A 22,705-nucleotide genomic window follows, 5' to 3' on the forward strand; every position below is an offset into this window, starting at 1 on the left:
GGTCAGGACAAATGCATAACCAGTTGATATTTAACACTAATTACTCTGAAGTTATACTTACCTAGGTAGCTTGCTTCGCGTAATTTCAGGCAATTTTTCTAATGGAAGATTCAATCGGGCCCATAATTCATCAGGAGTGGTCTCCGAACCGACAAATTTGACACAATTTATCCCAGTAACGCTCTCTTTATACTGTTGAACCATACTATCCTCTTCAAGTTTCTCCAGCGCAGGCATAAGCCGTTCTGAACTTCTGATTGCAGCTGGACCATATTTGATGATTTTATTTCTTTGAAAAACGAAAGAGCGATTGTTGTCAAGCTCAGCCTCAAGCCAGTTCAGTAGTTTTTCAACATCGCTGAGCTCCCTTGTTGCATCCAATTTTGTGATGGTGTGAGTGATAAACCAATCCGTCAGATGCAAGGCAGATAGCAGATTTTCATTTGTAATTGCTGTCGAGTCAGGGTCACAAGAAATCTGGAATACACCAGCGATTCGGAGGCTTTGCTCGATATAACGAGCACCTATATCATCATAATGATGCAGGGAACCTCCAGGCTTCATGTGTTGCTGTAAATTCGACGAAGTATTATCCAGTAGTACCTGTGCATCAGGTGTCAGGGTAAGATCTGTATATTCATCGTTATTTTCTCTACGCTCAACCCCAGCCTTCATAAGTTCCGTCATCACTGAATAAAGTTCATCCATCGCAGCTTCATCCTGTGCATAGTGCTCATTGAAGGTGCACAATTCTGTAATCTGCTCCAGATCTATCATTAGAGTACGGGCCAGCAATCCGGTATATCTGATTTTTGATCTTTTCTGTCTGCTGCCATTGTTATATGGATAAGGTTGCATCATCAAAAAAGATGAAAAAACATAATTTTCAATAACAAAGCTTTCCCGTGACACCCTGTTAATGGTGACTTTATCCCAACACCAGAATGTATTGAAAGGTGCTGGATCATTATACAAACCGCTCGTATATACACCTGCTGCTTCATCGTTAAAGAGTGCCTTATTTGGATATCCCAGCCCGAGTTCTTTGGCGAGAGCTTCAGATGTCGGGTTTGTTAAAATAATAAATTTTCTTATGGGTTTCTTCGGCTTTCGGCGGAGACATTCGTCAAGGTTCTTCATCGACGCGGTGGAATCTACCCGCTGGCTCAGCTCTTTTTTATAAAGCTTGTTTAATACTTTAAACTCAGCCTCCCAGAGAATAATTTTTCGTTCATATTCCTCAAGCTCAGCACGATAAGCATCTTCAAACTCCCGCTCCAGTTGTTCAACAGGAACCTTTAGCAATCTGAATATCCGTGACTTGCCACTGCCAGACCTTGAAAGTAGCAGCAGATATAATGCCAGAGGAGATCGCTGTTTATTGCCCAGTTGAACACAGCACAAATCCTGACAGGCCAGTCCTAAAAAGGCTAATAACGTAACAACGATTATCTCGACAGCCACTCCAGTTATGTAGTGTAAATGCAAGGCCCAACGCCTAAAGTGGCTGGGTAGCAGCTCAAATCGCAGGTTATGCTCTTGATTATTTTTGTGTGCATTTTTTTTGTTCATTGCATCATCCTTTGTTTTTTTGCAAAAAAATTAGACGGTTCGGGAAGCAATCCACTCGTCAATAGCAGTAGATCGCCACCCTACGGATGCAGCCCCTAACCGGACCGGTTTGGGAAACTCGGCATCGTAGTACCTGGATTTCGGATTCAATTTCTCGTAGATACTTGAGCGTGAGATCCCCAGTATTACTGTCAACTCAGTCATGCGCAGGATGCGTAGCGATTGTGCTTTTTGTTCACTAATGTTCGACATTTTCACTTCTCCTGTTGGATGTCTTTAGCTGGATTCGAACTTTCTCACACCATCTGAGATACTGTCCTCGTCAAAAAATGGAAACCAACCGGAGGGAAAATGGCGACTCATGTTTTTGCAGATATGATGCATCATCTGTACCAGGCCTTTGATTTATTCGAAAAAGGCGATAAGCGGCGTGCTGTGCTCAGGAATGGCAACTTTTCGTACCATCAATCTTTTTTTGGCAAAACTCGTAATACTCCTGATGAGGAAAAAGCTGAGTCTGGTGATGGTGATGGTGATGGTGATGGTGATGGTGATGGTGATATTTTTGATAGCGGCTATGATGACATCATAAAAAAAATAGACCCCAAACAAGTTTTTGATCACTATAAAAGGCGAGCGATTTTTTTCAAATATGAGCAACTGTATAATGCGTTAATGCGTATCCCTGTTTTTTCGCATTTAGACAACAAAAAAGTAGCAGAACGATATATCCGTTCTGCATTGCCTCCGATTGTGGCTTTGGATATATACAACACCTTAGAACCAGATGATGAGTCACATTTCTATTATCATATCCATTGTTTTTTAACAAGCGAACATTGCCCTTTCGAATTAGATGACGCGAGACCTATTTATAAGAGCGTACAAAAATATCTGCGAGAACTTATAAGCCATCTTCAATTTTCAACCGAAGCCAATCTCGGCTCAATTAAGAACTTCATTTCAAACATAAAATTAGATCGTGGACAAAGCAATGCAAGTATTAAACAAAAAATAAATTTATGCCGAGCCGAGCATAAAGAAAACATGATCCCCAGAGAAGATGTCTCTGCTCACGAACATAATTTAGACATCATCGAGCGAGCCTATTTATCACTCAATCTATTATTGGTCTTCGAACGAGAAACTTCAGCAGTAAACCCGTTATCCAGAAATTACAGATACACTGTTACTAACGGAATCAATTATAATTCTAGCTATGGCATTTTATGTCGGTACCTATACTCTTCAGGTTATGATGAAACACTGATTCATGACATAACACTGGCATTCTTTAAAGAGGCTATCTGGCCCATAACAATTAACATAAAAGATAGAGAGTTTTATTACATCCAACTTTTAAAGAGAATTGTTTTCAGTGCTAACACCGAATACTCCTGGCATCATTCTATCTTTTTAGATATGTCTTCATACCTAAATCACACCGTACATTCCGATGTTCTAAAACCTTACGCAAAACTATCAAACATAATTTATTTCCTCTGCCATAACAAACTTAATGAAGCATATCTATTGCTTAATGACATTGATTTTAAAAATTTACCATTTGGCTATTTACCATCAGCCTTCGCGATCATAAAGCTTGCTCTAAAAATAAAGATTAAAAGGAATACAATCAGAAACAAAACATTGCTGTCACTTATAAACGGCGCAATGGTTAATCAAAGCATTACACCAGATCATATTGCATTAACTAAGGGGGAAATAGAAGGTCCAGTCGTTTCGTGCGCAAATAACATGATTATCATGCGTGCAATAAAAACATACAACTGTATGATAATAAAAATTAACGCCCCCGATGAGGCGGAGCCCTTTGACATTTATCCACAGGCTATATATGGTCTATTGGATGAGATAGAATGTGCATTAGATAAATTGAATCGATTGCTTAAAGAAACCGATGAGAATATTCAAAGCGAAGAACTTTCTGAACTTATTCTACAAAATAAAATTTTGACAGCACGCGAACTGAGTGAAAATCTGATCGGTTTTCTTGATAACTGTACACTACATAATTGTCTTACTAGTCTGAACATTCTTATTCATTATTTGAGATATCCTAAAGAACCTATGGTAAATATTGTGATGTTTGCAGGAACAACAGATAGATCGCAACATGTTAGAGAGAAGATATGTAAGGCATTACAACTCGCTATCAAAAAAGCTTGCTGATCTTAAGGGGGAAGGCAATGCAGGGTAAACCAGAGACATGTTCCCCCCTGCTACAGCCGCTACATGTAGCGGCTGTAGCAGGGGGGAACTGGATTTTTTTTCAAAATTTCAGTTAATATTAATATAGATAACCAACATTAAGAAAATCTATCTCACGCTATACTTGATCGATTAATCTGTATTAGCTCAGACCTGAGCTAATACTACTAACCCCAAATTAAGCCCATTTTAAAATCACAATATATCGTAATGTTGCATTTAAAATCTTTGAATCTCTAAACATGCCAGACAGGCTACCAAGAATTCCCCAAGAACTTACTCGTCAACATCATCGAAAATACTCCGCCCCAATTGCAAATCTGTACTCTGGGCTTCTTCAGCTTCTAGTTCATCGTAATCCACTGCTTCGGATTGCTGAAGCTTGAGCTTATCTTTCCTAATTTCGATTTCACGAATGAATTGTTCAGATTTTTGCCATTCATCTTCATCATAAAAATCCTCACAGTACAATTCATTGTTCTCGTCACGAAATCGCTCCAAAAGGCGTGTGACATCGTAAAATGCTTCGTCTACATCGTCGTCAGTAGCCCAAGAGTCCTCTATATCTTGGATTATTTCATTCATATTAGAGTAAAACTCGACTTTTTGGACAGAAAGTCTGGCTTCATTCTCTTCTTTTGAAAGTAAAACTCCGACAAAGTCGGCGTCAATGAAACAATCTGAATGGTTTATTGAGGCAAGAACGCTCAGTTTATCCAGCACTTTTCTTCTGAGGTCATCCCCGAGTAGACCATTTATATTCAGCCTACTCAATATTGTCAGGCTATTATCGTATCTTCTCGCAGAGCTAATTAAATCAAGCAAATATGTCTTTGCTTCGTCGCTATTGAAATAAAGCCCCAAGAAATCAGTTGAACATCTACTTGCCAAAAATGTGAGTATTGGCCTACTGATGAGGGCTCTGTTACCACTGGGATCGATGATGTTCAGAACACTGTTGAACATACTGTGCGGCACAACCAGTTTTATCCCCTCGATCCCCATATCCCCACAACTGATTTCCTCGATTAATCTTTCCTTTGTGACTCCTGAAAGGTAGATATCGATGAGTTCTGGATTCCCCGCAACATCAGTTGCGAAAGCATCGCGAATGGTTGGATGGCGGAATTTCCAGTAGTGTTCGTCTTGTGTTTTACTTATTCTGATAAGTGAATCATCCAATGCTGACAATGCTGCTTTTACGTCGCCAAGATTTGATTGCATGGACGTGATGATATTGGTTGTCTGAGGGTTTTCAATCCGAAGTGGGATTGGTAGTTCCCCTCCATTTGAAAATACAAGGGCTAATGCCGCTCTTTCAGCGGGCGCTAGTCCACCAATAATATCTGCCATGATCCCTGTAGGATTTGAGAAAAAACCAACGACTGCAGCTTCGTTAGGCACAAGCTTATTTGTGAACTGCGGATTGGCGAATCTCCGGGCAATTTCTGGAAGAAATTTGGGTACTGATACTACCGACGGTAGAAAATTTTTTATTGCCCTTCGAAAAGTCTTAGTCTGTTTCCCAAGCTTCAAGTGGTTGTACAGAATCATGGCTTTTTCAGGATCGGAGAGTTTCTCAACTTCAATTGTGACTCTACTATCTCTGAATAACTCGAATTTATTTGTATTTAAGCGATTCTGAGCTGCACGGAAGATATAGCTGCGTGAAGTGAAAATCACTCGTGCTCCCTTGTGTATAGCAGCTTTCAACTTAGGGAGCCTTTGATTCCATTCCTGGACTCGGTTAAAGTCACAATGATTAGATCCAAAAGCATCGTCAACCCAAAAAAATTGTCCTGGATCATCTGGATTCCATTGCCTATCCAAATCTTCCGGCGAACTTAAAATCAACGTTTGCAGTCCCCACTCATCAGCCGCTGAGAGCGCTAACAAGTTAGCTATCATCGTTTTACCACTTGCTGGCTCACCTATCAGCATTATAAATCCGTAATCCCTGATAGCGTGTGCACAACGGCGGTATGCCTCTGTGGGGACGAAGCATGCAAGATCTGGAGCAATTGAATCGAGAACACTTTTCGCCTGCCTAAATGCCTGATTAGTAATTATTTGAGAAAGGTCACCAAGGCCATATATTCGGGGTACCATGCGCCTAAGACTTGGGTATAAGGATATGCTGTGGTTTATCCATTCTGCCCCATAAATCTTTGCGAACTTTACACCAGTTTTACGTATATCCTCTTCCATCACAGCTGCTGTTTCTGCGGAAACTGAACAATTAGTGAATAGAAGGTACACATCGGCTAGCCCTTCACTCACAAGCCGCTCAATCTTAGGAAGTTCATCACTAACAACTCCCTTTGAAAGCTTCATACCTTGTTTGCTAGTGTGTTTACATTGGGTAGTAAAGCTATTACTTATGCCATCGCCGAACCCAGTTCCAGACCAAGTGCCATAGAAAGCCCCGTCGCGACCGCCATCAACACCGTCAGAGAATATTTGAAATGTCTGCCCAAAGGTCTCTTTCAAGATACATGACACGAGATCCTCGAAAGCCTTCCATCCAAGTTTGTGTAGGTCGAATTGGATTGATTGCATTGATTTTCTTGGTATTCAGGATTGAATTAATACCTATTTTAAAGCTCATGTTGGGGATGTCTAGTGATTGCTTACAAGGACCGAGCAAGGTAATTGTGGCTACTGTGTTAGTAGCCACATTTCTGACGTAATCCATCCCGTTAGATTTCTACTACCACTGAAAAATCATACACATGCCGATTCTCTTATCTTTGGCTCTTAAAGCGCAGATCCTCCGCATATCCATTCGCCTCGGCCCACCCAGAAACAACTCCCTGTAGCTTTTCCATATAGCGATCGTGATCGATTTCATTCCCAAACGAGCAATGTTCATCAGAGTTCAGAAGGGAATCCATGAGCCTCTGTACCCGTTCCGCTAACTCATCATCCAACTTGATCTGGAGGTAAGCATTCAATGGCTTATCCTTATATGCTTCCCGATGACCAAGGAAGCGCTCGAAGTCAGGTACACTGACTCGATGGCGGACTGTTAGTCCCGCGTTTCTGGCTTGACACAATGCTTCATGGATTTTTCGGTTTTCAGTCCACATTCCATTTTTAACTCCATCGGAGCGGTTAGGTGAATCCGAATCATGGACAAGACTGAAATGGATTTTAAAGTGAGTCAGTACCTTGATTAGCGGTACCAGTATGGCCTTCCCTCTGGCTCGTATGACCGCAATCTGATCCATCAATGCATTATCACGCTCGATGATCGAGGCCATAAATGCAGCATGTTCGGTATCTCCTTCAACGAGAATTGGATGAGAACCGAAGAATACCTCTGAAAAGCTGGGGTCAATATGTTGCAATGCCTGCAAGCGCTGTTTTTCATCACCCTCAAAAGCTATATGGTCAGAGCGGTAAGTTCTTGGTGTAACTGCTGAATTTTCTTCCGGATTATCGCGTTCAAGCCTCACAATGGTTGTGTGATCTTCAAATGGATTGATAAAGCACGGAGAGTGAGTAGTCATAATCACCTGCCAGTCTGGGTTCTTAGCCAACTGATACAGATGTCTCTGTGCTGCACGAGCAGCCATAGGATGAAGGGCATTCTCGGGTTCATCAATTAACAGTAAATAGCCGGGGAAAGCTGGATCATCAGGACTATCAGGGATCGGAACACCGCTATCATGGGCATCCAGTTGAGCTCTAACCTGAGCAAGCTCATCATGGAGGGCATTCAAATCAGCGTTTTTAGGCGGCTTTTTTAGTTTCTTCTCAAGTTCAGTTACTTCTTTCTCAAGCCGCTTGCGGAATTCAGCACGTACTTCTTTGTCGCGATTAAGTTCATTGTGAACTTGCAACATTGACCAGAATAGTGCGCGGCGAGCGCCCGTGCCCTGCTGACTAAGAGAGGTATTAGCCCTCCCGTCAGTGATTTTTAAACTGGAGCCATTCTTGATGAGATCCGCAACTTTAGGAGCCAGAGGGGCAGCACCGATGCTCAGACTAACATCCAGCCCCGGAAAAATACCTTTAAACCCTTCGGAAACTCGGCCCGCAATACCATTAAAATGTTCTTGATGCTGTTCACTAAGCAAGTTGATACTTCCAGAAACACTTTCAATCGCTTTTGCTAATGGCGATTCGGGATTAAGCCGCGCGTTCTCAAGCTCTTTCTGTAAAGGGGCGAGAGCAAAACTCAAAAGCACATCTTCTGTTTTCCCTGCATCATCCAGAGATCCTATACGCAAAGGTCTTGGCAGACGTGAGTTGAAAACTGAATCAGCGCCGCCTGCTTTAGTGTCCTCTGCCCAGTCCCCTTCACCATGTTCTCCAGCGGTAGGATCCCAAGTTGTACGGACTTTCAAAAAATCAGGTGCTTTCCACTGCCAACGGCTTTTAACGACGAGAAAACCGTCCCTTTCTTCTTTCCATTTTGCATCTACATTACCAATACCGTCAGGAATGTGAACTTCGAGCAAAATCTCTGAATGTTCATCCTCTGAAGCATGCTGATGTCGATCGCTACTGGCATCAAATGCTGTTGGCCCCTTAGCTAACTCATATGCTCGCAAGACTGTTGATTTACCAGCGTTGTTTTTACCTACAAGACAAACAATGTTATCAAGTGCAATATCGATGCCTTCATTCCCTATACATCCAATGTTCCGAATGGTCATGCGAAGCAATTTTGAACGATTCTCTGCTGCCATATATCCCTCTAAATTACAAACAGATAGCTATCTCACTCTACACAAACGAGCGACCTCAAAAGGTGATGCCGACTGTAAACCTGCATTTTTACGAATAGCAGAACTGATTCTGGCGGTATTTTTTCCGGTAAGAGACTGATAGAGGGATGTGATGGATGAGCTTAATTACAAAGCTACTGAGCAGGGTATAAGCAAACTATGGCTTGTTAGTTAAGATGAGAACAGCCCGTAGGTGGTTGATCGTGGCTGCTTTTTCAGCCACGATCAATATCTGGTAATAATTAACTGTTTTTTTGTTCAAACAATGGAGCTAAACACTGAACGTCTTGTAAAGCCTCTGCATTTAGCACATCAAAGTATAACCACTTATTATTTTCATCATTGACCAAGTCAATTTTCCAATTGGTTTTTACATAACAGGCCAATGCTGCACGGCAAGTGACGGAATGGACGTTACCATTTATAGAGAACTCGCGCGATATCTCATTAATTGTTTCTTTTGGTAAATTCTTTTTAAATTCAATGATAAAAGTGACTTCTTCGTCCCACTCTCTATCCGTCTTCTCAGCAAGAGTCGGCGAAATTGTTGTATCTAAATGAGCATCAAAAAGCCTGGATAGTTTGAAGTTCTTAAAACCACTGCGCTGTGGTTGTTCCTCATTTCGGTCATAAGCTCTGAAATACCAGTTCTTACGGTCAACAAACAATGCTAATGGAAACAGTATCCTTTCCCTGTGATCACCACTTTTTGAACCGTAGGAACATCTAATGGCACATTGTCCCTTTATTGCCCTTGTTACCGCCGCTACCTGTTCTTCTTTGAGACGTTCCGGCTGATAGAGCGGGTCCACTTCATCAATGGGTAGCATTGGCCGCTTTTGCATTAATTCGGAGCGTGTAAACCCATACTGAATAAGGTTAAGGGCCGTGTGAACACCAATCCTAATTAATGGGGTATAGCTGTCTGCAAGGATAACTGTTCTTTTGGTTGCAGTATCAATGCTGCAGTTATCCGGTTTTAGCTCCCGATAGAGAGCAAGATCCTTAGATGCTGCAGCCTGAGCAACCTTGAACTCAGCCATAATCTCAGCTCTGGAGATGCTGCCAAGATAGCGAATACAGAGGTCTATGTACGCAAGTCGTTCTGCCTGGGGAAGTGAATAGGCGTCGACCAGCAGTTCCAGATGAACATCATGAAACATTGTCATCGATACGCTCCGCTTTATGATCTATTAAATATACTGTTCATTATCACATGTTGCACTGCTTTACGCAATGAGATAGGATTATCTCAGTCGAGAAAGTAATCAAATCGACATGATAGCTCAGGAAGGTTCATTCAGGTGAAGTCGTTGATCTGGTTGGATTAGCACTGAGGGGGGAGTGAGGGACTGTCTGCAAACAATCCCTCACCAGAAAAACAAAAACTCTGCGGAGCGTCATTCACCACTGAGCCTTGCTGATCAGAATGTTGAGTATACGTTAATTATAGCGTAGCCGACAAGCCTGCCTCTGGTGAAATGACACTCCTTGCAACATAAGGAGTGGTAAATGACCACACCACGAATGGGCTACTGCCCACGCTGTAAACAGGATTGTGAAATCTCTTTTGCTACAAAAGCCATTCATGAAAAGACGGGTAAGGTAATTTTGCCGAAAAAGGGTAAAGTCCTTGTCATTCCTCATTGTACGGCTTGTCGTAAGACTAAATAGTTCAACCAGTGCCAGGCAGGTCAATGTGGCCTGCCTTTAATTGCTATACATAGCTCAACTTCTATTTTAAGAGTAATGCAATGAAAAAAATTCTTCGTAATGTCATTCTTACTACAGCTGTGGTTTCTGGTTCAGTATTCGCAGCAGATAGTAGCCAGAAGGTCGCACTTTCTGATCTTCATTTTGCCACAACACCAAATGGAATGCAGCAAATTGAAGGTAATGGTATTAATACTACTAGTCAGACACTCAAGCATGTGTTTGTGAAATTTAACCTTCTTCAAAATAATACTGTAGTGGGGCAAACCATCGCTATGGTAGAGAATCTTGAGGCCGGACAGAACTGGAAAGTACAGGCTCCTTATAATAGTTTTGCTGTTAAGCCTGATAGTTTCAAGGTTACTGAGATTAACGTTATAAATTGATGTTTTTATTGAATGTTTGTTCTCAAGAGCAAATTATCAGGAATGTAAATGAACACACTGACAGTATCTCTGGTAACAATAATGATCCCTGGTGTCATTATGGCACTAATTTATGATACTTACACTCAACATAAATCCTGGGATTCATTTCGATATGTTCTGATGTCGGTTGTATTTGGTATCGTTACTTATCTGGCAATGCAGGCAGCAGTGAGCTTATTTCAACTGATTGCTGGGATCGGTGATACCAAATCCATTAATTGGAGATTACTGTCAGTCTGGTCAATTCCCAATGAGGAAAAGATAGCGATTAATCCACTGGAGATCTTACTGGGCGGGCTTTGTGCTATCCCTTTAGGGCTGATTGCTGTCTATCTTGCGACCAAACGGACATTTCATGAACTGTTACTGCGTAAGGGCATTTCAAATAAATACGGTGATGATAATGCCTTTATACGGTCAGTTGAGATCATGCACAGAAATACAGGGCAATGCTACGTTCTGTTGCATGAAAATAATATGCTCATTCATGGAACAGTCTATCTGTATAACGAAAATGAGAAAACGCAGGAGCTGGGGCTTCTAAATGCTACTGTACTCAGTTCGGAAACAGGTACAGTTCTCTGGACGACGGGATTTATCTATCTTTCAAAAGAATACGGTAAAATGGTCGTATTTGAAAATTACATTGAGGTTCCACATGACAAAGAATCAGATGCCGAAAATAACCAGAATGCCGACCTTTGATGGCCGGGAGTTAGGTGCACAGGCCGGGCTACAAATGGCAGTGAATGGTGCTCAAGTTGAAACCAGGGGAATCCAGATGGTTGCGCGTCCGCAACAAGGTAATCAAATTCCGGGGTATGGTCGTCAAACTTCTGCTCAGACAACATCTCAGGGTACTTTTGCCCCTGTGAGTGGCCCGAAGATCCCGCCGATGAAAAAATAATTGCATTAAAAATTATTTCAGACAGATATCATCTCGGTGAATCCCCCCGCATCCTTACCGGATAGCGGGGATTTTTGTTTTTTACGCTGAGATATCCGTATGAATAAATCTGTCGGCCTTCAGGCCCTTGAAAAACCACTGGCTTCGTTACCGCATACCCTACGCAATCTCGTTTTTGAACGTCTCCAACATCTGACTCACTACGAACCCGTCATTGGCATTATGGGCAAAACAGGTGCCGGTAAATCATCACTTTGCAATGCTCTGTTCCAGGGTGAAGTCACTCCGATCAGCAATGTGGAGGCCTGCACGCGTGAGGCGCTAAACTTTAGACTTCGTAATGGCAATCACAGCCTAATGGTTGTTGATTTACCTGGTGTGGGTGAAAGCGAGCAACGTGACGAGGAATATACAGCACTTTATCGTCACATTCTGCCAGAACTGGATTTAGTGCTGTGGGTTATCAAAACCGATGACCGGGCACTGTCAGTGGATGAACACTTCTATCGCAAGGTGATGCAGGATTATCAGAAGAGGGTTCTGTTCGTGGTTAATCAAGCTGACAAGGCCGAACCCTGCCATCAATGGAATACCACCAGCAATACACCATCCCATAGCCAACAGTCGACAATTGAGGCCAAGCAGAGCGCTGTACAACAGATCTTCCTGCCGCACCATCCAGTCTGTGTTGTATCGGCCCGAACTGGTTGGGGGCTGGATGCGATGGTCGAGACAATGATGCGCAGCCTGCCTGACCGGGCCACCAGCCCACTGACGACACAGCTGCATGGCAGGCTCTGCACGGAGCCGGTAAAAAAGCAGGCCAGGGACAGTTTCAGCCATGCCGTGGGAAAGGTGTTTGATGGCGTGGAGTCATCCCCTCTGCTTCCGGTCCCGGTTCGGGCGGTCATTCGTACCGTACGGGAAACCGTTGTGTCAGTCGCACGGGCCGTCTGGGACTGGATATTCTTCTGAATCAATAAAACACCCTCAGGGAGGTGGTGGATTATTTCGTTTATTCGATGCTGAACCGATGATTTTCATTCATCAGACACAACCTGTCCTCACCAGCAGCATATACCACCAGACATAAGCGCATCATTTCTCTCTGTGGTGCATCAGTGCTTCCTTTTTGTGCCAGGTATTTCGCCACGTGCTGTGGACACAACCTGTCAATCCCCTCCTTTACAGTAATACCTTCTTTATTAATTACTTACCTAATACGGAGATAATACATGTCTCAGGCTGAGCGTCGTTATGACCGCCTGTCTGTCCGGCTGTCGCTGATTATCAGCCGTCTGCTCGCGGGGGAAACGCTGAATGTGCGTCATCTGGCGGCAGAATTCGGGGTTTCAGAACGCACCCTGCACCGTGATTTTCGGGAGCGGTTGATTTATCTCGATCTCGAATACCGGGATGGCTGCTGCCGTCTGCTGACCGGGGGCCGTCACGAGATTCGGGAGGAGGCTGCATTGCAGTTCGCCCGGCAGTCAGGCACTGGCGTGTTGTTTCCTGATATGGACCACCATCTGGTCAGTTCGTTGCTCAGCGGCCAGGACTCCTCGCCATGCCTTATTTGGCATCAGGGGGGCTCCGTACCGCCTTCCCGACCGGGCATCTTCACACGACTGGTCCGGGCGGTATCAGAAAACAGGAGGGTAACCCTGCTGGCCGACGGGTGCCGTTGCGACAGCCTTGCTCCCTACCGGCTGATTTTCAGCGCCGGTGAGTGGTTTCTGGTGGGGGAACACCTTGCCCGAATAACCATTTTTGCGCTGTGCACCGTTCACTCCGTGACGTTTCACCCGGAAACGTTCACACCAGAAGGGCATTTCATCCGCATTCTGTCCCGCCCTGATTTTTTACAGGCGTTGCCTCATTTTCATGTTTTTCATTCATTACTCGCTGACGGAAGTTACGGGCAGCTTACCCATAAGGATCAGGTATGAAATTACTCATCACGGCGGCGCTGGCCGCCAGCCTCTGCATTATCTCTGTGAGCCCGGTTCTCGCAGAAAATATCGTTGGTTCAGTCAGGGCCTGGCAGTACATGCAGGCTGATGGCTGGAAATCGGCTGACGGTACGGATAACAACACGCTGCATAACGCACTTTATCAGGCTGATGTAATAGGCAATTATCCCTGGACGAAACAGTTTCTGCTGCGTGCACGTGGTGGCGGTGACTATTACCTTGCCGACAAGAAAACGCACACGGTACGCAGGCTGGATGTGAAACCGGCCAGCGGCTACTACGCTGACCTGACCTCGGTGTACCAGGGGGAGAACCGGGGGAAAGGCTGTTCTTTCGCCATTATTGATAGTCAATACCGGCTGAGGGATGAAGCTGAGCGAGATGCTGTAGTGGCAGAGGATCCAGGAAAAGCCATAGAGCTTGCATGGCAGCAATTTAGCCCAAAAGTAGTCATGACAATTCCGGATAACTGTGCGAATAAACATCAGCAGGCCGATCTTGCAGCCAAGAGTTCGGAAGACGACAGGAAATTACAGCAGTGGGTGGCGCAACAAAGCCTAGCGGAATTATGCCGTCGTACAGGCAACTGCTGACCCGCTGAAAACAACCATAACAGGGAGTTTTAACATGAATATATATAATACGCGTCTGACGACCTTACTGGTGGTCATCGGCACGCTGCTGGTCTCTGGCTGCGACAGCAAGGAAGATGCAGGCGTGAAAACGATAGCCAGATTTAAGGATTTGACCCCACCACCATTCAGCAAGGTTGTCTCGCATAAATCCGATATTGCCCAGGAATGGGTAAAAAAGGATGCCTTCGGTACACCGCAATATACGGTGATGAAAACCCGCCAGTCACCAGAAGGATGTGAGTCAGGCAATTATTACTACATTGCGGATATGCAGCAGAAAACGGTGCAGCCACTGATGGCAGCTCTGTGCCTTGCCGACAATATCACTCTGAGTTTCAGGATTGAAACCGACAGCTACACGGGTGAGAAATCGGTAGTGTATTCACACGATGGTAAGGAAATGGGGAAACTCTATCTGCCGGAGAATCAGGAGAAAAATCCATGATGAAGCTGAAAGGCGTTATCTCAGTTTTCGCTCTGAGCCTCAGTTTGCTGTCACCTGCTAAGGCCGAAGAACAGCGTTACATCAGTATCCGCAACACAGACATGGTCTGGGTGCCGGGCAATGTCTGCGTGTGGCAGTTTCGCCTGGACAACGGCGGAAGTGGCGAAGGATTCGGGCCTCTGACACTCTCCCTGCGTCTGATAGACAAAGGCGGAAACACGCTGGTTATGGGGAATATGGCGGTGGCTGCATTTGGTGAGAGCGATGCGACTCGCTCTCAGGAAGCCTCGCTGGAGAACGAATGCGTGGAAAACGTCAGCTCTGTCGAAATCATGAAGGCAACGGAAGAGCGTAATGGTTACCAGATTGACCTGCCACTGTCTGTTTTCGACCCGCAGTATTACCAACCGCTGCAAGTCACGGTTGTCGGAGGTAAGGCGTCTTAGCCAATTCTTTACCCGTTTGATTCAGCCCCTGTCGCTTATGCCACAGGGGCTTTTTGTTTTAAGGAGCCTGTATGCCTGAACTCACTGAACTACCTGAGGGACCGTTTTCGCGCCAGCAGGCAGAGGCGGTTGCGGCTCAATATTGCAACGTTGCGATAGAGGATGACCAGGGGTCGCATTTCCGTCTGGTTATCCGTCATGAGCGTTGCATGGTCTGGCGAGCCTGGAACTTTGAGCCGGATGCCGGTTACTGGCTGAACCGGTATATCACTCGTTATGGCATCCGCAAATTTCCTGCATAACCACCACCAGCACATCATCGATATAAACAAAGTCAGGCCACACCTCCTTCGGGAAGTGTGGCCTTTTGTCTTTTTACCCACTGCATAAGGAGTTACCCATGCGATTAGCCAGCCGCTTTGGCCGTATAAACCAGATACGCCGTGACCGGCCTCTGACCCACGAAGAGCTGATGAGTCATGTTCCCAGCGTGTTCGGGAGTGACAAACATGAATCTCGTTCAGACAGGTACACCTACATCCCGACCATCACCATCCTCGAAAGCCTGCAGCGTGAAGGCTTTGAGCCGTTCTTTGCCTGCCAGACAAAGGTTCGCGACCAGAGCAAGCGTGAACACACCAAACACATGCTTCGTCTTCGTCGTGCCGGGCAACTGACCGGGCATCAGGTTCCGGAAATCATTTTGCTCAACAGCCATGACGGCTCCTCGAGCTACCAGATGCTGCCGGGGCTGTTTCGTGGCGTCTGTACCAACGGTCTGGTCTGCGGTCAGTCATTCGGCGAAGTGCGGGTACCACATAAAGGGAATGTCGTCGAGAAGGTGATTGAAGGGGCTTACGAAGTGCTTGGGGTCTTTGACCGGGTGGAGGAGAAGCGCGATGCAATGCAGTCACTGGCACTGCCAGAACCAGCCCGTAACGCCCTGGCGAATGCCGCACTGAAGTATCGATTTGGGGAAGACCACCAGCCGGTCACGGTATCGCAGTTGCTGACTCCGCGTCGTCGGGAGGACTACAGCGATGACCTGTGGACTGTCTACCAGCGCGTGCAGGAGAACCTGATGAAAGGTGGTCTGTCAGGGCGAACCGCGCTGGGAAAAAGTAATCGCACCCGTGCTGTTACCGGTATTAACGGCGATGTGAAGCTCAACCGCGCCCTGTGGGTGATGGCAGAAAACATGCTCGAGTTTTTCGGGTGTTAAACAACAGTGACAGCATAAGGAGATAGTTTAATGGATACACAGCACCTTCAGTTCGCTGAGCAGGGAGCAATTACAGCCTCAGTGGTCCCGGACGAGTTACGCATTGACTTCTGGCCGAAACATTTTGGCTCCATCCCGCAATGGATAACCCTTGAACCCCGAATCTTTACCTGGATGGACCGCCTGTGCACTGACTATCACGGCGGTATCTGGAACTTTTCGACGCTCAGCAACGGCGGCGCGTTTATGGCCCCTGAGGCAGAGAGCAACGAGAAGTGGACATTGTTCAACAGTATGAACGGCAATGGAGCAGAACTCACCAGTGAAGCTACAGGGATAGTCGCCTGCCTGATGGCATACAGCCACCATGCCTGTCGTACCGAATGTGACGCTATGACTGAGCACTATTATCGCTTACGCGACTACGCGCTGAACCATCCGGAATGCAGCGCCATTATGCATCTTATCGACTAAGGAATGCCTGACATGAATACTGTATTATCCCCGGAGCCATCGCAGCCTGAACTTTTTCCGCTGGCGGTTATGGCTCAACATGATTACCTGCTTACCGCGACATCCGGATTAACACCCTATGCCCAACGCACCATTCGCCGCGCTATCAATCTGCTGGATAAATATCTGCGCCAGCCCGGTATATCCTTTACCTCAAGTACTGCTGCCCGTGACTGGCTTCAGTTACAGCTGGCAGGGCAAGAACGGGAAGTGTTTATGGTGCTCTATCTCGATAACCAGCACTGTTTACTGGAGAGCGAAACGCTGTTTGCCGGTTCGGTTAACCATGTACAGGTCCATCCTCGTGAGGTGGTGAAGTCAGCGCTTCGCTTCAATGCTGCTGCTGTCGTGCTGGCACATAACCATCCGTCCGGCGATCCAGAGCCCAGCAAAGCCGATCGCCAGTTGACTGACAGGATAAAAGAGGTTCTAGGACTGGTTGATGTGAAAACGCTCGATCATCTGGTTGTCGGCCAGGATGGGATTGTGTCGTTTGCAGAACGAGGCTGGATATGAAAATCATCAGTAAACGTCAGGCAATGGCTTTGTACCGACAGCATCCAGGCTCCCGGTTGTTTCGCTTCTGTACCGGCAAATATAAATGGTCTGGCAGTATCTGCCATTATGCTGGCCTAGAAGTTCAGGACATACGCGGCGTTCTGGCCGTCTTTGCTGAGCGCCGTCAGGATCGCAATGGTCCCTATGTCATTCTTCGAAGTGTCACTCTTAATTAATCCTTCCCTTTAATCAGGAACAATAATGAACAATCACTCTGAATCCGGTACCAAACCGGAGAATCTTACCTGCCAGCAGTGGGGACTAAAGCGCACGATCACACCCTGTTTTGGCGCTCGTCTGGTGCAGGAAGGCAACCGGGTGCATTTTCTCGCTGACCGGGCCGGATTCAACGGTGCTTTCAGCGACAACGATGCATTGCGCCTCGACCAGGCCTTTCCGTTGATGCTCACCAGCGGAGAACTCTCTCCCTTGCATCAGCACTGCGTCACGCTATATCACAATGGACTGACTTGCGAAGCCGACACACTCGGCTCCTGTGGCTATGTCTACATCGCTATTTATCCCGACCAGCCTGAACCCCATTAACTCTACGCTTATCCCTTAAACTCATAGAGCAAACATCATGCAAATCTTATCATCACACCCGACACGGGCGACTCAGCCCTATCTGTCACCCGTTGAAACCTGGCAACGGCTGCTGACTCATCTATTCTCGCAGCACTATGGCCTGACGCTGAATGACACACCGTTCAGTAATGAAACCACCATACGAGAACATATTGATGCTGGAGTATCGCTCAGCGATGCGGTGAACTTTCTTGTCGAAAAATACGAGCTTATCCGTATCGATCGGAAGGGATTTTCGTGGCAACAACAGACTCCGTATATTTCCGTAGTGGATATTCTACGAGCAAGACGCAATACCGGCTTGCTAAAAACTAATGTGAAATAAACGCTTAAATACAGAGCAGACTAAAGGAAAGCAAAATGCTAATCTCTTAGACGAAGAGACTCCTGCTATAACCTCCCCTCCCCTGCAAAAAACCTGACATTTTCTTTTAGGACCAACAATAGGACCAAAATGAAAATTGAACTCAAAGTTATCAGCTAATAAACAACAAGTTACAAAACCAATTCAGACTCCGCCAGCCCACCAAATATTGATGTACTGAAGTTCAGTAAAGTCTACTAAGCCCGCATAGCACAAGCTCTGCGGGCTTTTTTACGTCTATGGTAGTCTACCGAGAATTGCTAGAAACTACCGATTATGACACCCTTTTTGGGACCCAACATAAAGGGTCCAAAAACCGAGGGGCTCAAAATGGCAAAAATCGCTAAGAAGCTCACTGACACTGAAATCAAAAGCACGAAGCCCTCCGGTTAACTTGTTTGATGGCGATGGTTTGATCCTGCGAATCGCTCCTTTGTCGAAAGGAGGAAAGAAAAATTGGTATGATGTCGATCATAACCCCAATACCGTAATGAACGACGCCTGATGCAGAACACTATCCATAAAACACGAGACAAAAACCATGCCCGCAGACTAACTGCTATGCTGATGCTGTTTCAATGACAAATACCATTAAGGGGCAAGCAATCTCAGGAACATAACTAAAGATAAACGTATAATATACTCTAAGACGCGTTGCTGAGATTTTTAAAAAGCAACGGACGATTTTTCCCTTGCTACAAGTGCTACGTATAGCAAACGTAGCAGCTCTCAGAGAAAAAACATACATTTTTGGTTAAATATATTCCTTATTTCTCGGGGCATAATTATCATTCATGTGATAAAGGGTTCTGCACCACAACACAACAGGAAAATAAATACTACAATAGAATTGTAATTTCTCATCCCCGAAAAATATCATACAATAATATGCTCCTAACCGGTCTTACATCCCATTACCTGAATAAAATCAAGCAATGAATAGATGACATTGATAACATAAACAATACGTTATCAGTGAAGTTGCAACTCCAAAAACGCCAACAATAAATAAACTAAATATTGAGATATTAGGTTTTCCTCATAGTAGATACAATAAAATTTTTTTAACATCCCAAACAGCAAACGTTGGTACTAAGGTTTTACTTTTAAGTAACAGTATAAAATCTAAGCATGCTGTTATCAATATTCAATCCAGACCATGACGGCCTGGTTTGGTTGTGTTTAATTTAAAAAATAACTCAGTACCAGGTATATTATTTGGTGCGTATGCAAGTCAATATGGCACTAACTTATTGAGAATCAATGTTCATCGAAATAGCATTTTAATTCAATACGCATGCTATTAAAAAATAGTGTTCCACATCACAGAATCAATATCTGATATATCTGTAAACAATATTAGTATTATGAATGTTTTTTGCCACCATCCTCCTGTAAAAACGCTCTGACTGTAATCCACATAAAGATTGTTATTTATTTCAAATAATACATGCCAATGCATTACCTAAATAATAAAATACATGATAAGATGATAAATAAGTTAGGTTTTGTCTGTTAAACGTGCAAGGAGTGCATAATGAATCCTGTCGAAAACATCACCCTATTAATTAATAACCTTTCTAAAAAAGAAAATATCAATCACTCACAAAAACAAGAAATAATTCCATTAGTTTCAGAGGGACATGCACGCTGCATTATCATTCACTCTGGAACATTTGGAGTGTACCGACGTGAAGAGCGCTTGCTTCTCAGGGTAATAGAAGGACCAGAAATATTAGGGGTTGCATCAATCTTTCAACATATTGGAATGGAGCAATATGAATCTCTCTATTTATATACCTACACGTCTATAGATTACGAATTCATAGATCCGCTGCAATTTTCCAGAATTGTGAGTGAGCGCAATTTATGGGAGCCCGCCATGTTACATTTCGGACACCTTTTATCTGAGGCAGTGAATTCACTTAAGAATTACACAGGAAGAGATACGAAAGCGCTCGTCACCCGTGCCTTACTGGCATTATCTTCTCATTCTGAGGAATTTCGAAGAAAAATCATCGCCAGTGATTATATTAAAGAAAGAACGTCACTGTCCCGTAGCGTAATAATGAAGATACTAAAACAACTTCGGGATGAAGGAAAGATAGAGATAGAAAAAGGTATCCTGATAAAAACTACACTATAATAATATTGCCCTTTAACAGTCACCTTATTAAAGGGCATGAGGTTAAATATATTTATCTTTCAACTATTGCGTTAATACTATAACGTCTGTGTAGATGATAAATGGCAGTTTTGTCAGCTAAAATGTTTTTTAGTAAAAAACAGCGCTAATTTAAAGCATCAAATAAATAAATTACATCAGTACCATTCGATACAAGAAATTCGCAATGTAAAAATGGTTGCAATAATGTATGAGAATTAATCACTATTGGCCCATGTATTTCACCAGTCATTTTCCCAACATGTTTCCAATGAAGATAACCGGTTCCCTTTAAAACTGAAAAAACGTCATCGCTTGCATCAAAAAAGTAGGTTGAAAATATAGGGTCATCCGATGTCTCTATCTGTAATGAGAGCGGAAGTAAAGCCTGATAAATCAGCGCTATTTCATCTTTTATGTCAGCCATAATCCACCCTGCATGATCAATAAATGATAAATAAGCGCTCCCTGACTATAAAATTTTAATGATAATTAATTCGTAATAAAACAACGATAGTGAAGGAGCCTGGCTTAATATCCTGGCCCGGCACCGGGCTCAGTTCCGCGTGATATTCTTTCTCCACGCTGAGTTCACCTGTTGTAAAGTCGGCAAAACTATTAAAGCGTTCAAAACCCACGGGCTCAGTCCCGGATAACAGTTGCAACTGCAGTCCATTCCCGGGGCGCAACAGCAGTCGGTCTGCAGACAGGTGCTCATCGGTAAAAAAAGCCGCATTCAGTTTAAAACCGTCAGAGCATTCAGCATCCTCAGCCCGGGTCGCTTTGACGGTAAACGTCCTGGTAATATTGTGCCGCTGAATATCTCTGGTACTGAAAGTACCGAAATTCACCACTTCATTTTCCGGGGATACGCTCAGATGTACTCCACAATCCAGTACCCGAATATTATTCAGCCCGGTCAGGGTATACTTCAAATTGTGGCCGTTACTACTGACATCATCATAACCGGCAAATGCAATTAACGGAATTGCTGATAATGTACTAACATAATCATGAGGTGGCCGCTGTTTCAGTCTGACATAGAACCTTATCCGGGCAACAAACCGACGGGAAGTTGGCGTTCCGCCTGTACACTGACTTCCTGATGAGGCGCTACCCACGCATTGGCCGGTATCCACGGCATCCGGCCCACCTTCGGCATCATGATCGGCGCCTTCAAAGGTGATGCCGGGTTGAAGATAAGGATCGCTGGCTCCCGACTGCGGTGAGACCCACAGCGCAATTTTCTCATCCTGTCCGTCAGGCTGGGTATTGTTATCACAATAGACAGGCACTTTTATTATGGGTGAGACCCAGATTTTTTCGCCGGTTCCTATCGTGGACGGAATAGCAAATGAAGGGATTGTGACACTCTTATCCACCGGGCCGCCTTTGCCTCCATAGTAGCAATCTATTGCCAGCGTGCCGGGTGACCAGCACACGGTAAACATCAGCAGAATAAATGACAGGACGAGTTTCATGGTTTCTTCACCTTATATTCACTCAGGCTGCAGGTCGAAGAAGGGCAGGAAACCACCAGCGTTCTCATTGCGCCGTAGTCATCCAGGTAACCCAGCAGGTAACGCGTGCTGCCAGTCGCCTTCACGCTGATGGAATCGAACGGGGCCACCATATCACCTTTAAATCCGTTCAGCGTTTGTCCTTCCTGCCCCATCCAGGCAATGGTGATGTGGTAGGGAGTGGGATTGTTGATAGTCAGCCAATTACCATTCTGAGTGACCTTCAGTTTGATTGCCTGGTCCTGGATATTTTCTGTCTGTAGAGCGGCCGGGCGATAAAACAGTTTGATGCGACTCTGCATGGCGAGCTGCATTACGGCGCTGTTTTTTCCCTGAAGGTCGGGCTGTGGCGGTATCTCACGCAGGTCGAAGTAAAACAGTGACTCCCTGTCCTGCGGCAGTCTGGCGGTATTCTGTTTCATGATGCGCACCTGAGACATTGCACCAGGCTCCAGGCGCTGGATAGGTGGCAGGGCGATAAAAAAATCATCGTTTTTCTGCCCCTGACTGTCCGTGACCCACGCATAAGCCAGATAAGGCAACTTTTTACTCTCGTTTTCAATTTTCAGACTGACGGCTTTATCCCTTTCATTAAATACCAACCGCGTCCGGTCAATATTGACAGCCGCGTGTGCGGTCATACAGGTCATCAGTACAGCAAGCACAACAGACAAATAAGTTTTCATTCC

The 22,705-nt window shown here is 44.8% G+C and carries 25 protein-coding genes and 2 pseudogenes; 19 read left to right on the top strand and 8 right to left on the bottom strand.

Translation table 11 applies throughout. The annotated features are described in order from the left end of the window. Window positions 1-57: 57 nt before the first annotated feature. Window positions 58-1,572 (bottom strand): DUF3987 domain-containing protein, encoded by a 1,515-nt coding sequence (locus AC3G3F_RS18730; RefSeq protein WP_488395529.1) that lies wholly within the window; start codon window positions 1,570-1,572, stop codon window positions 58-60. Between the two features lie 30 nt (window positions 1,573-1,602). Next, window positions 1,603-1,824 (bottom strand): AlpA family phage regulatory protein, encoded by a 222-nt coding sequence (locus AC3G3F_RS18735; protein ID WP_041692650.1) that lies wholly within the window; start codon window positions 1,822-1,824, stop codon window positions 1,603-1,605. A 99-nt stretch (window positions 1,825-1,923) separates the two neighbouring features. On the opposite strand from AC3G3F_RS18735, the gene AC3G3F_RS18740 reads away from it, so the two are divergent. Beyond that, window positions 1,924-3,765: a hypothetical protein gene (locus AC3G3F_RS18740; RefSeq protein WP_488395531.1), complete on the top strand. Its 1,842-nt coding sequence runs from the start codon at window positions 1,924-1,926 to the stop codon at window positions 3,763-3,765. Window positions 3,766-4,080: 315 nt separating this feature from the next. Here the strand turns inward: AC3G3F_RS18740 and AC3G3F_RS18745 are convergent, their stop codons facing one another. The 3 genes from AC3G3F_RS18745 to AC3G3F_RS18755 form a co-directional block, all read right to left on the bottom strand. Further along, window positions 4,081-6,363 (bottom strand): nSTAND3 domain-containing NTPase, encoded by a 2,283-nt coding sequence (locus AC3G3F_RS18745; protein WP_488395532.1) that lies wholly within the window; start codon window positions 6,361-6,363, stop codon window positions 4,081-4,083. 185 nt (window positions 6,364-6,548) lie between these two features. Beyond that, complete coding sequence (locus AC3G3F_RS18750) at window positions 6,549-8,501, bottom strand: ATP-dependent nuclease (RefSeq protein ID WP_488395534.1); 1,953 nt, start codon at window positions 8,499-8,501, stop codon at window positions 6,549-6,551. 281 nt (window positions 8,502-8,782) lie between these two features. Further along, window positions 8,783-9,709 carry a helix-turn-helix transcriptional regulator gene (locus tag AC3G3F_RS18755; RefSeq protein ID WP_047414871.1) on the bottom strand — a complete coding sequence of 309 codons (927 nt, stop codon included), beginning with the start codon at window positions 9,707-9,709 and terminating at the stop codon, window positions 8,783-8,785. 585 nt (window positions 9,710-10,294) lie between these two features. Between AC3G3F_RS18755 and AC3G3F_RS18760 the strand changes: the two genes are divergently transcribed. The 18 genes and pseudogenes from AC3G3F_RS18760 to AC3G3F_RS18845 all read left to right on the top strand — a co-directional run bounded on the left by AC3G3F_RS18760 (window position 10,295) and on the right by AC3G3F_RS18845 (window position 20,478). After that, window positions 10,295-10,639, top strand: a complete 345-nt coding sequence (locus tag AC3G3F_RS18760) for an FxLYD domain-containing protein (protein WP_041692654.1) — start codon at window positions 10,295-10,297, stop codon at window positions 10,637-10,639. 48 nt (window positions 10,640-10,687) lie between these two features. Next, window positions 10,688-11,386, top strand: coding sequence for a hypothetical protein (locus AC3G3F_RS18765; RefSeq protein WP_047414869.1), 699 nt, complete (start codon window positions 10,688-10,690; stop codon window positions 11,384-11,386). Further along, window positions 11,373-11,588, top strand: a complete 216-nt coding sequence (locus tag AC3G3F_RS18770; protein ID WP_047414867.1) for a hypothetical protein — start codon at window positions 11,373-11,375, stop codon at window positions 11,586-11,588. The genes AC3G3F_RS18765 and AC3G3F_RS18770 overlap by 14 nt, the downstream gene beginning before the upstream one ends. Window positions 11,589-11,687: 99 nt before the next feature. After that, entirely contained in the window at window positions 11,688-12,563 is an 876-nt protein-coding gene (locus AC3G3F_RS18775) for a GTPase family protein (protein ID WP_488395536.1), read from the top strand. Window positions 12,564-12,823: 260 nt separating this feature from the next. Continuing rightward, complete coding sequence (locus AC3G3F_RS18780) at window positions 12,824-13,537, top strand: WYL domain-containing transcriptional factor (protein WP_488395537.1); 714 nt, start codon at window positions 12,824-12,826, stop codon at window positions 13,535-13,537. After that, complete coding sequence (locus AC3G3F_RS18785) at window positions 13,534-14,154, top strand: hypothetical protein (protein WP_047414863.1); 621 nt, start codon at window positions 13,534-13,536, stop codon at window positions 14,152-14,154. Before AC3G3F_RS18780 ends, AC3G3F_RS18785 begins: the two co-directional genes overlap by 4 nt. Window positions 14,155-14,188: 34 nt before the next feature. Continuing rightward, window positions 14,189-14,641 carry a YfjS/YafY family lipoprotein gene (locus AC3G3F_RS18790; protein ID WP_015683446.1) on the top strand — a complete coding sequence of 151 codons (453 nt, stop codon included), beginning with the start codon at window positions 14,189-14,191 and terminating at the stop codon, window positions 14,639-14,641. Beyond that, window positions 14,638-15,087 carry an IrmA family protein gene (locus AC3G3F_RS18795; RefSeq protein WP_488395538.1) on the top strand — a complete coding sequence of 150 codons (450 nt, stop codon included), beginning with the start codon at window positions 14,638-14,640 and terminating at the stop codon, window positions 15,085-15,087. Before AC3G3F_RS18790 ends, AC3G3F_RS18795 begins: the two co-directional genes overlap by 4 nt. Before the next feature lie 71 nt (window positions 15,088-15,158). After that, window positions 15,159-15,389 (top strand): DUF905 domain-containing protein, encoded by a 231-nt coding sequence (locus AC3G3F_RS18800; RefSeq protein WP_015683448.1) that lies wholly within the window; start codon window positions 15,159-15,161, stop codon window positions 15,387-15,389. Window positions 15,390-15,487: 98 nt separating this feature from the next. Then, entirely contained in the window at window positions 15,488-16,309 is an 822-nt protein-coding gene (locus AC3G3F_RS18805; RefSeq protein ID WP_488395539.1) for a DUF932 domain-containing protein, read from the top strand. A 30-nt stretch (window positions 16,310-16,339) separates the two neighbouring features. Continuing rightward, window positions 16,340-16,783: an antirestriction protein gene (locus AC3G3F_RS18810; RefSeq protein WP_047414857.1), complete on the top strand. Its 444-nt coding sequence runs from the start codon at window positions 16,340-16,342 to the stop codon at window positions 16,781-16,783. 12 nt (window positions 16,784-16,795) lie between these two features. After that, complete coding sequence (gene radC, locus AC3G3F_RS18815) at window positions 16,796-17,338, top strand: RadC family protein (protein ID WP_153259203.1); 543 nt, start codon at window positions 16,796-16,798, stop codon at window positions 17,336-17,338. Further along, the gene (locus AC3G3F_RS18820) at window positions 17,335-17,556 is read left to right on the top strand and encodes a DUF987 domain-containing protein (protein WP_015683451.1); all 222 of its coding nucleotides are present in this window, start codon (window positions 17,335-17,337) and stop codon (window positions 17,554-17,556) included. Before radC ends, AC3G3F_RS18820 begins: the two co-directional genes overlap by 4 nt. Window positions 17,557-17,581: 25 nt before the next feature. Next, window positions 17,582-17,926, top strand: a complete 345-nt coding sequence (locus tag AC3G3F_RS18825; RefSeq protein ID WP_488395541.1) for a type IV toxin-antitoxin system YeeU family antitoxin — start codon at window positions 17,582-17,584, stop codon at window positions 17,924-17,926. 37 nt (window positions 17,927-17,963) lie between these two features. Beyond that, window positions 17,964-18,293: a TA system toxin CbtA family protein gene (locus tag AC3G3F_RS18830; protein ID WP_488395542.1), complete on the top strand. Its 330-nt coding sequence runs from the start codon at window positions 17,964-17,966 to the stop codon at window positions 18,291-18,293. A gap of 369 nt (window positions 18,294-18,662) precedes the next feature. Further along, window positions 18,663-18,795 (top strand): annotated as a pseudogene (locus AC3G3F_RS18835) (integrase); the annotation flags it as partial. Window position 18,796: 1 nt separating this feature from the next. Then, a pseudogene (locus AC3G3F_RS18840) lies at window positions 18,797-18,905 on the top strand (IS630 family transposase); the annotation flags it as partial. 964 nt (window positions 18,906-19,869) lie between these two features. Next, window positions 19,870-20,478: a helix-turn-helix domain-containing protein gene (locus tag AC3G3F_RS18845; protein ID WP_023246865.1), complete on the top strand. Its 609-nt coding sequence runs from the start codon at window positions 19,870-19,872 to the stop codon at window positions 20,476-20,478. 145 nt (window positions 20,479-20,623) lie between these two features. On the opposite strand, the gene AC3G3F_RS18850 is transcribed toward AC3G3F_RS18845, so the two are convergent. From AC3G3F_RS18850 to AC3G3F_RS18860, 3 genes are read right to left on the bottom strand one after another with little or no spacing between them, the layout of a single operon-like run. Further along, a complete protein-coding gene (locus tag AC3G3F_RS18850) occupies window positions 20,624-20,923 on the bottom strand; it encodes a hypothetical protein (protein ID WP_023246864.1) in 300 nt (99 codons plus the stop codon). 55 nt (window positions 20,924-20,978) lie between these two features. Then, window positions 20,979-21,977, bottom strand: coding sequence for a fimbrial protein (locus AC3G3F_RS18855; protein WP_023246863.1), 999 nt, complete (start codon window positions 21,975-21,977; stop codon window positions 20,979-20,981). Then, window positions 21,974-22,702: a fimbrial biogenesis chaperone gene (locus AC3G3F_RS18860; RefSeq protein WP_063390714.1), complete on the bottom strand. Its 729-nt coding sequence runs from the start codon at window positions 22,700-22,702 to the stop codon at window positions 21,974-21,976. Before AC3G3F_RS18860 ends, AC3G3F_RS18855 begins: the two co-directional genes overlap by 4 nt. Window positions 22,703-22,705: the final 3 nt, after the last annotated feature.

The organism is Salmonella sp. FC25216 (assembly GCF_057751355.1).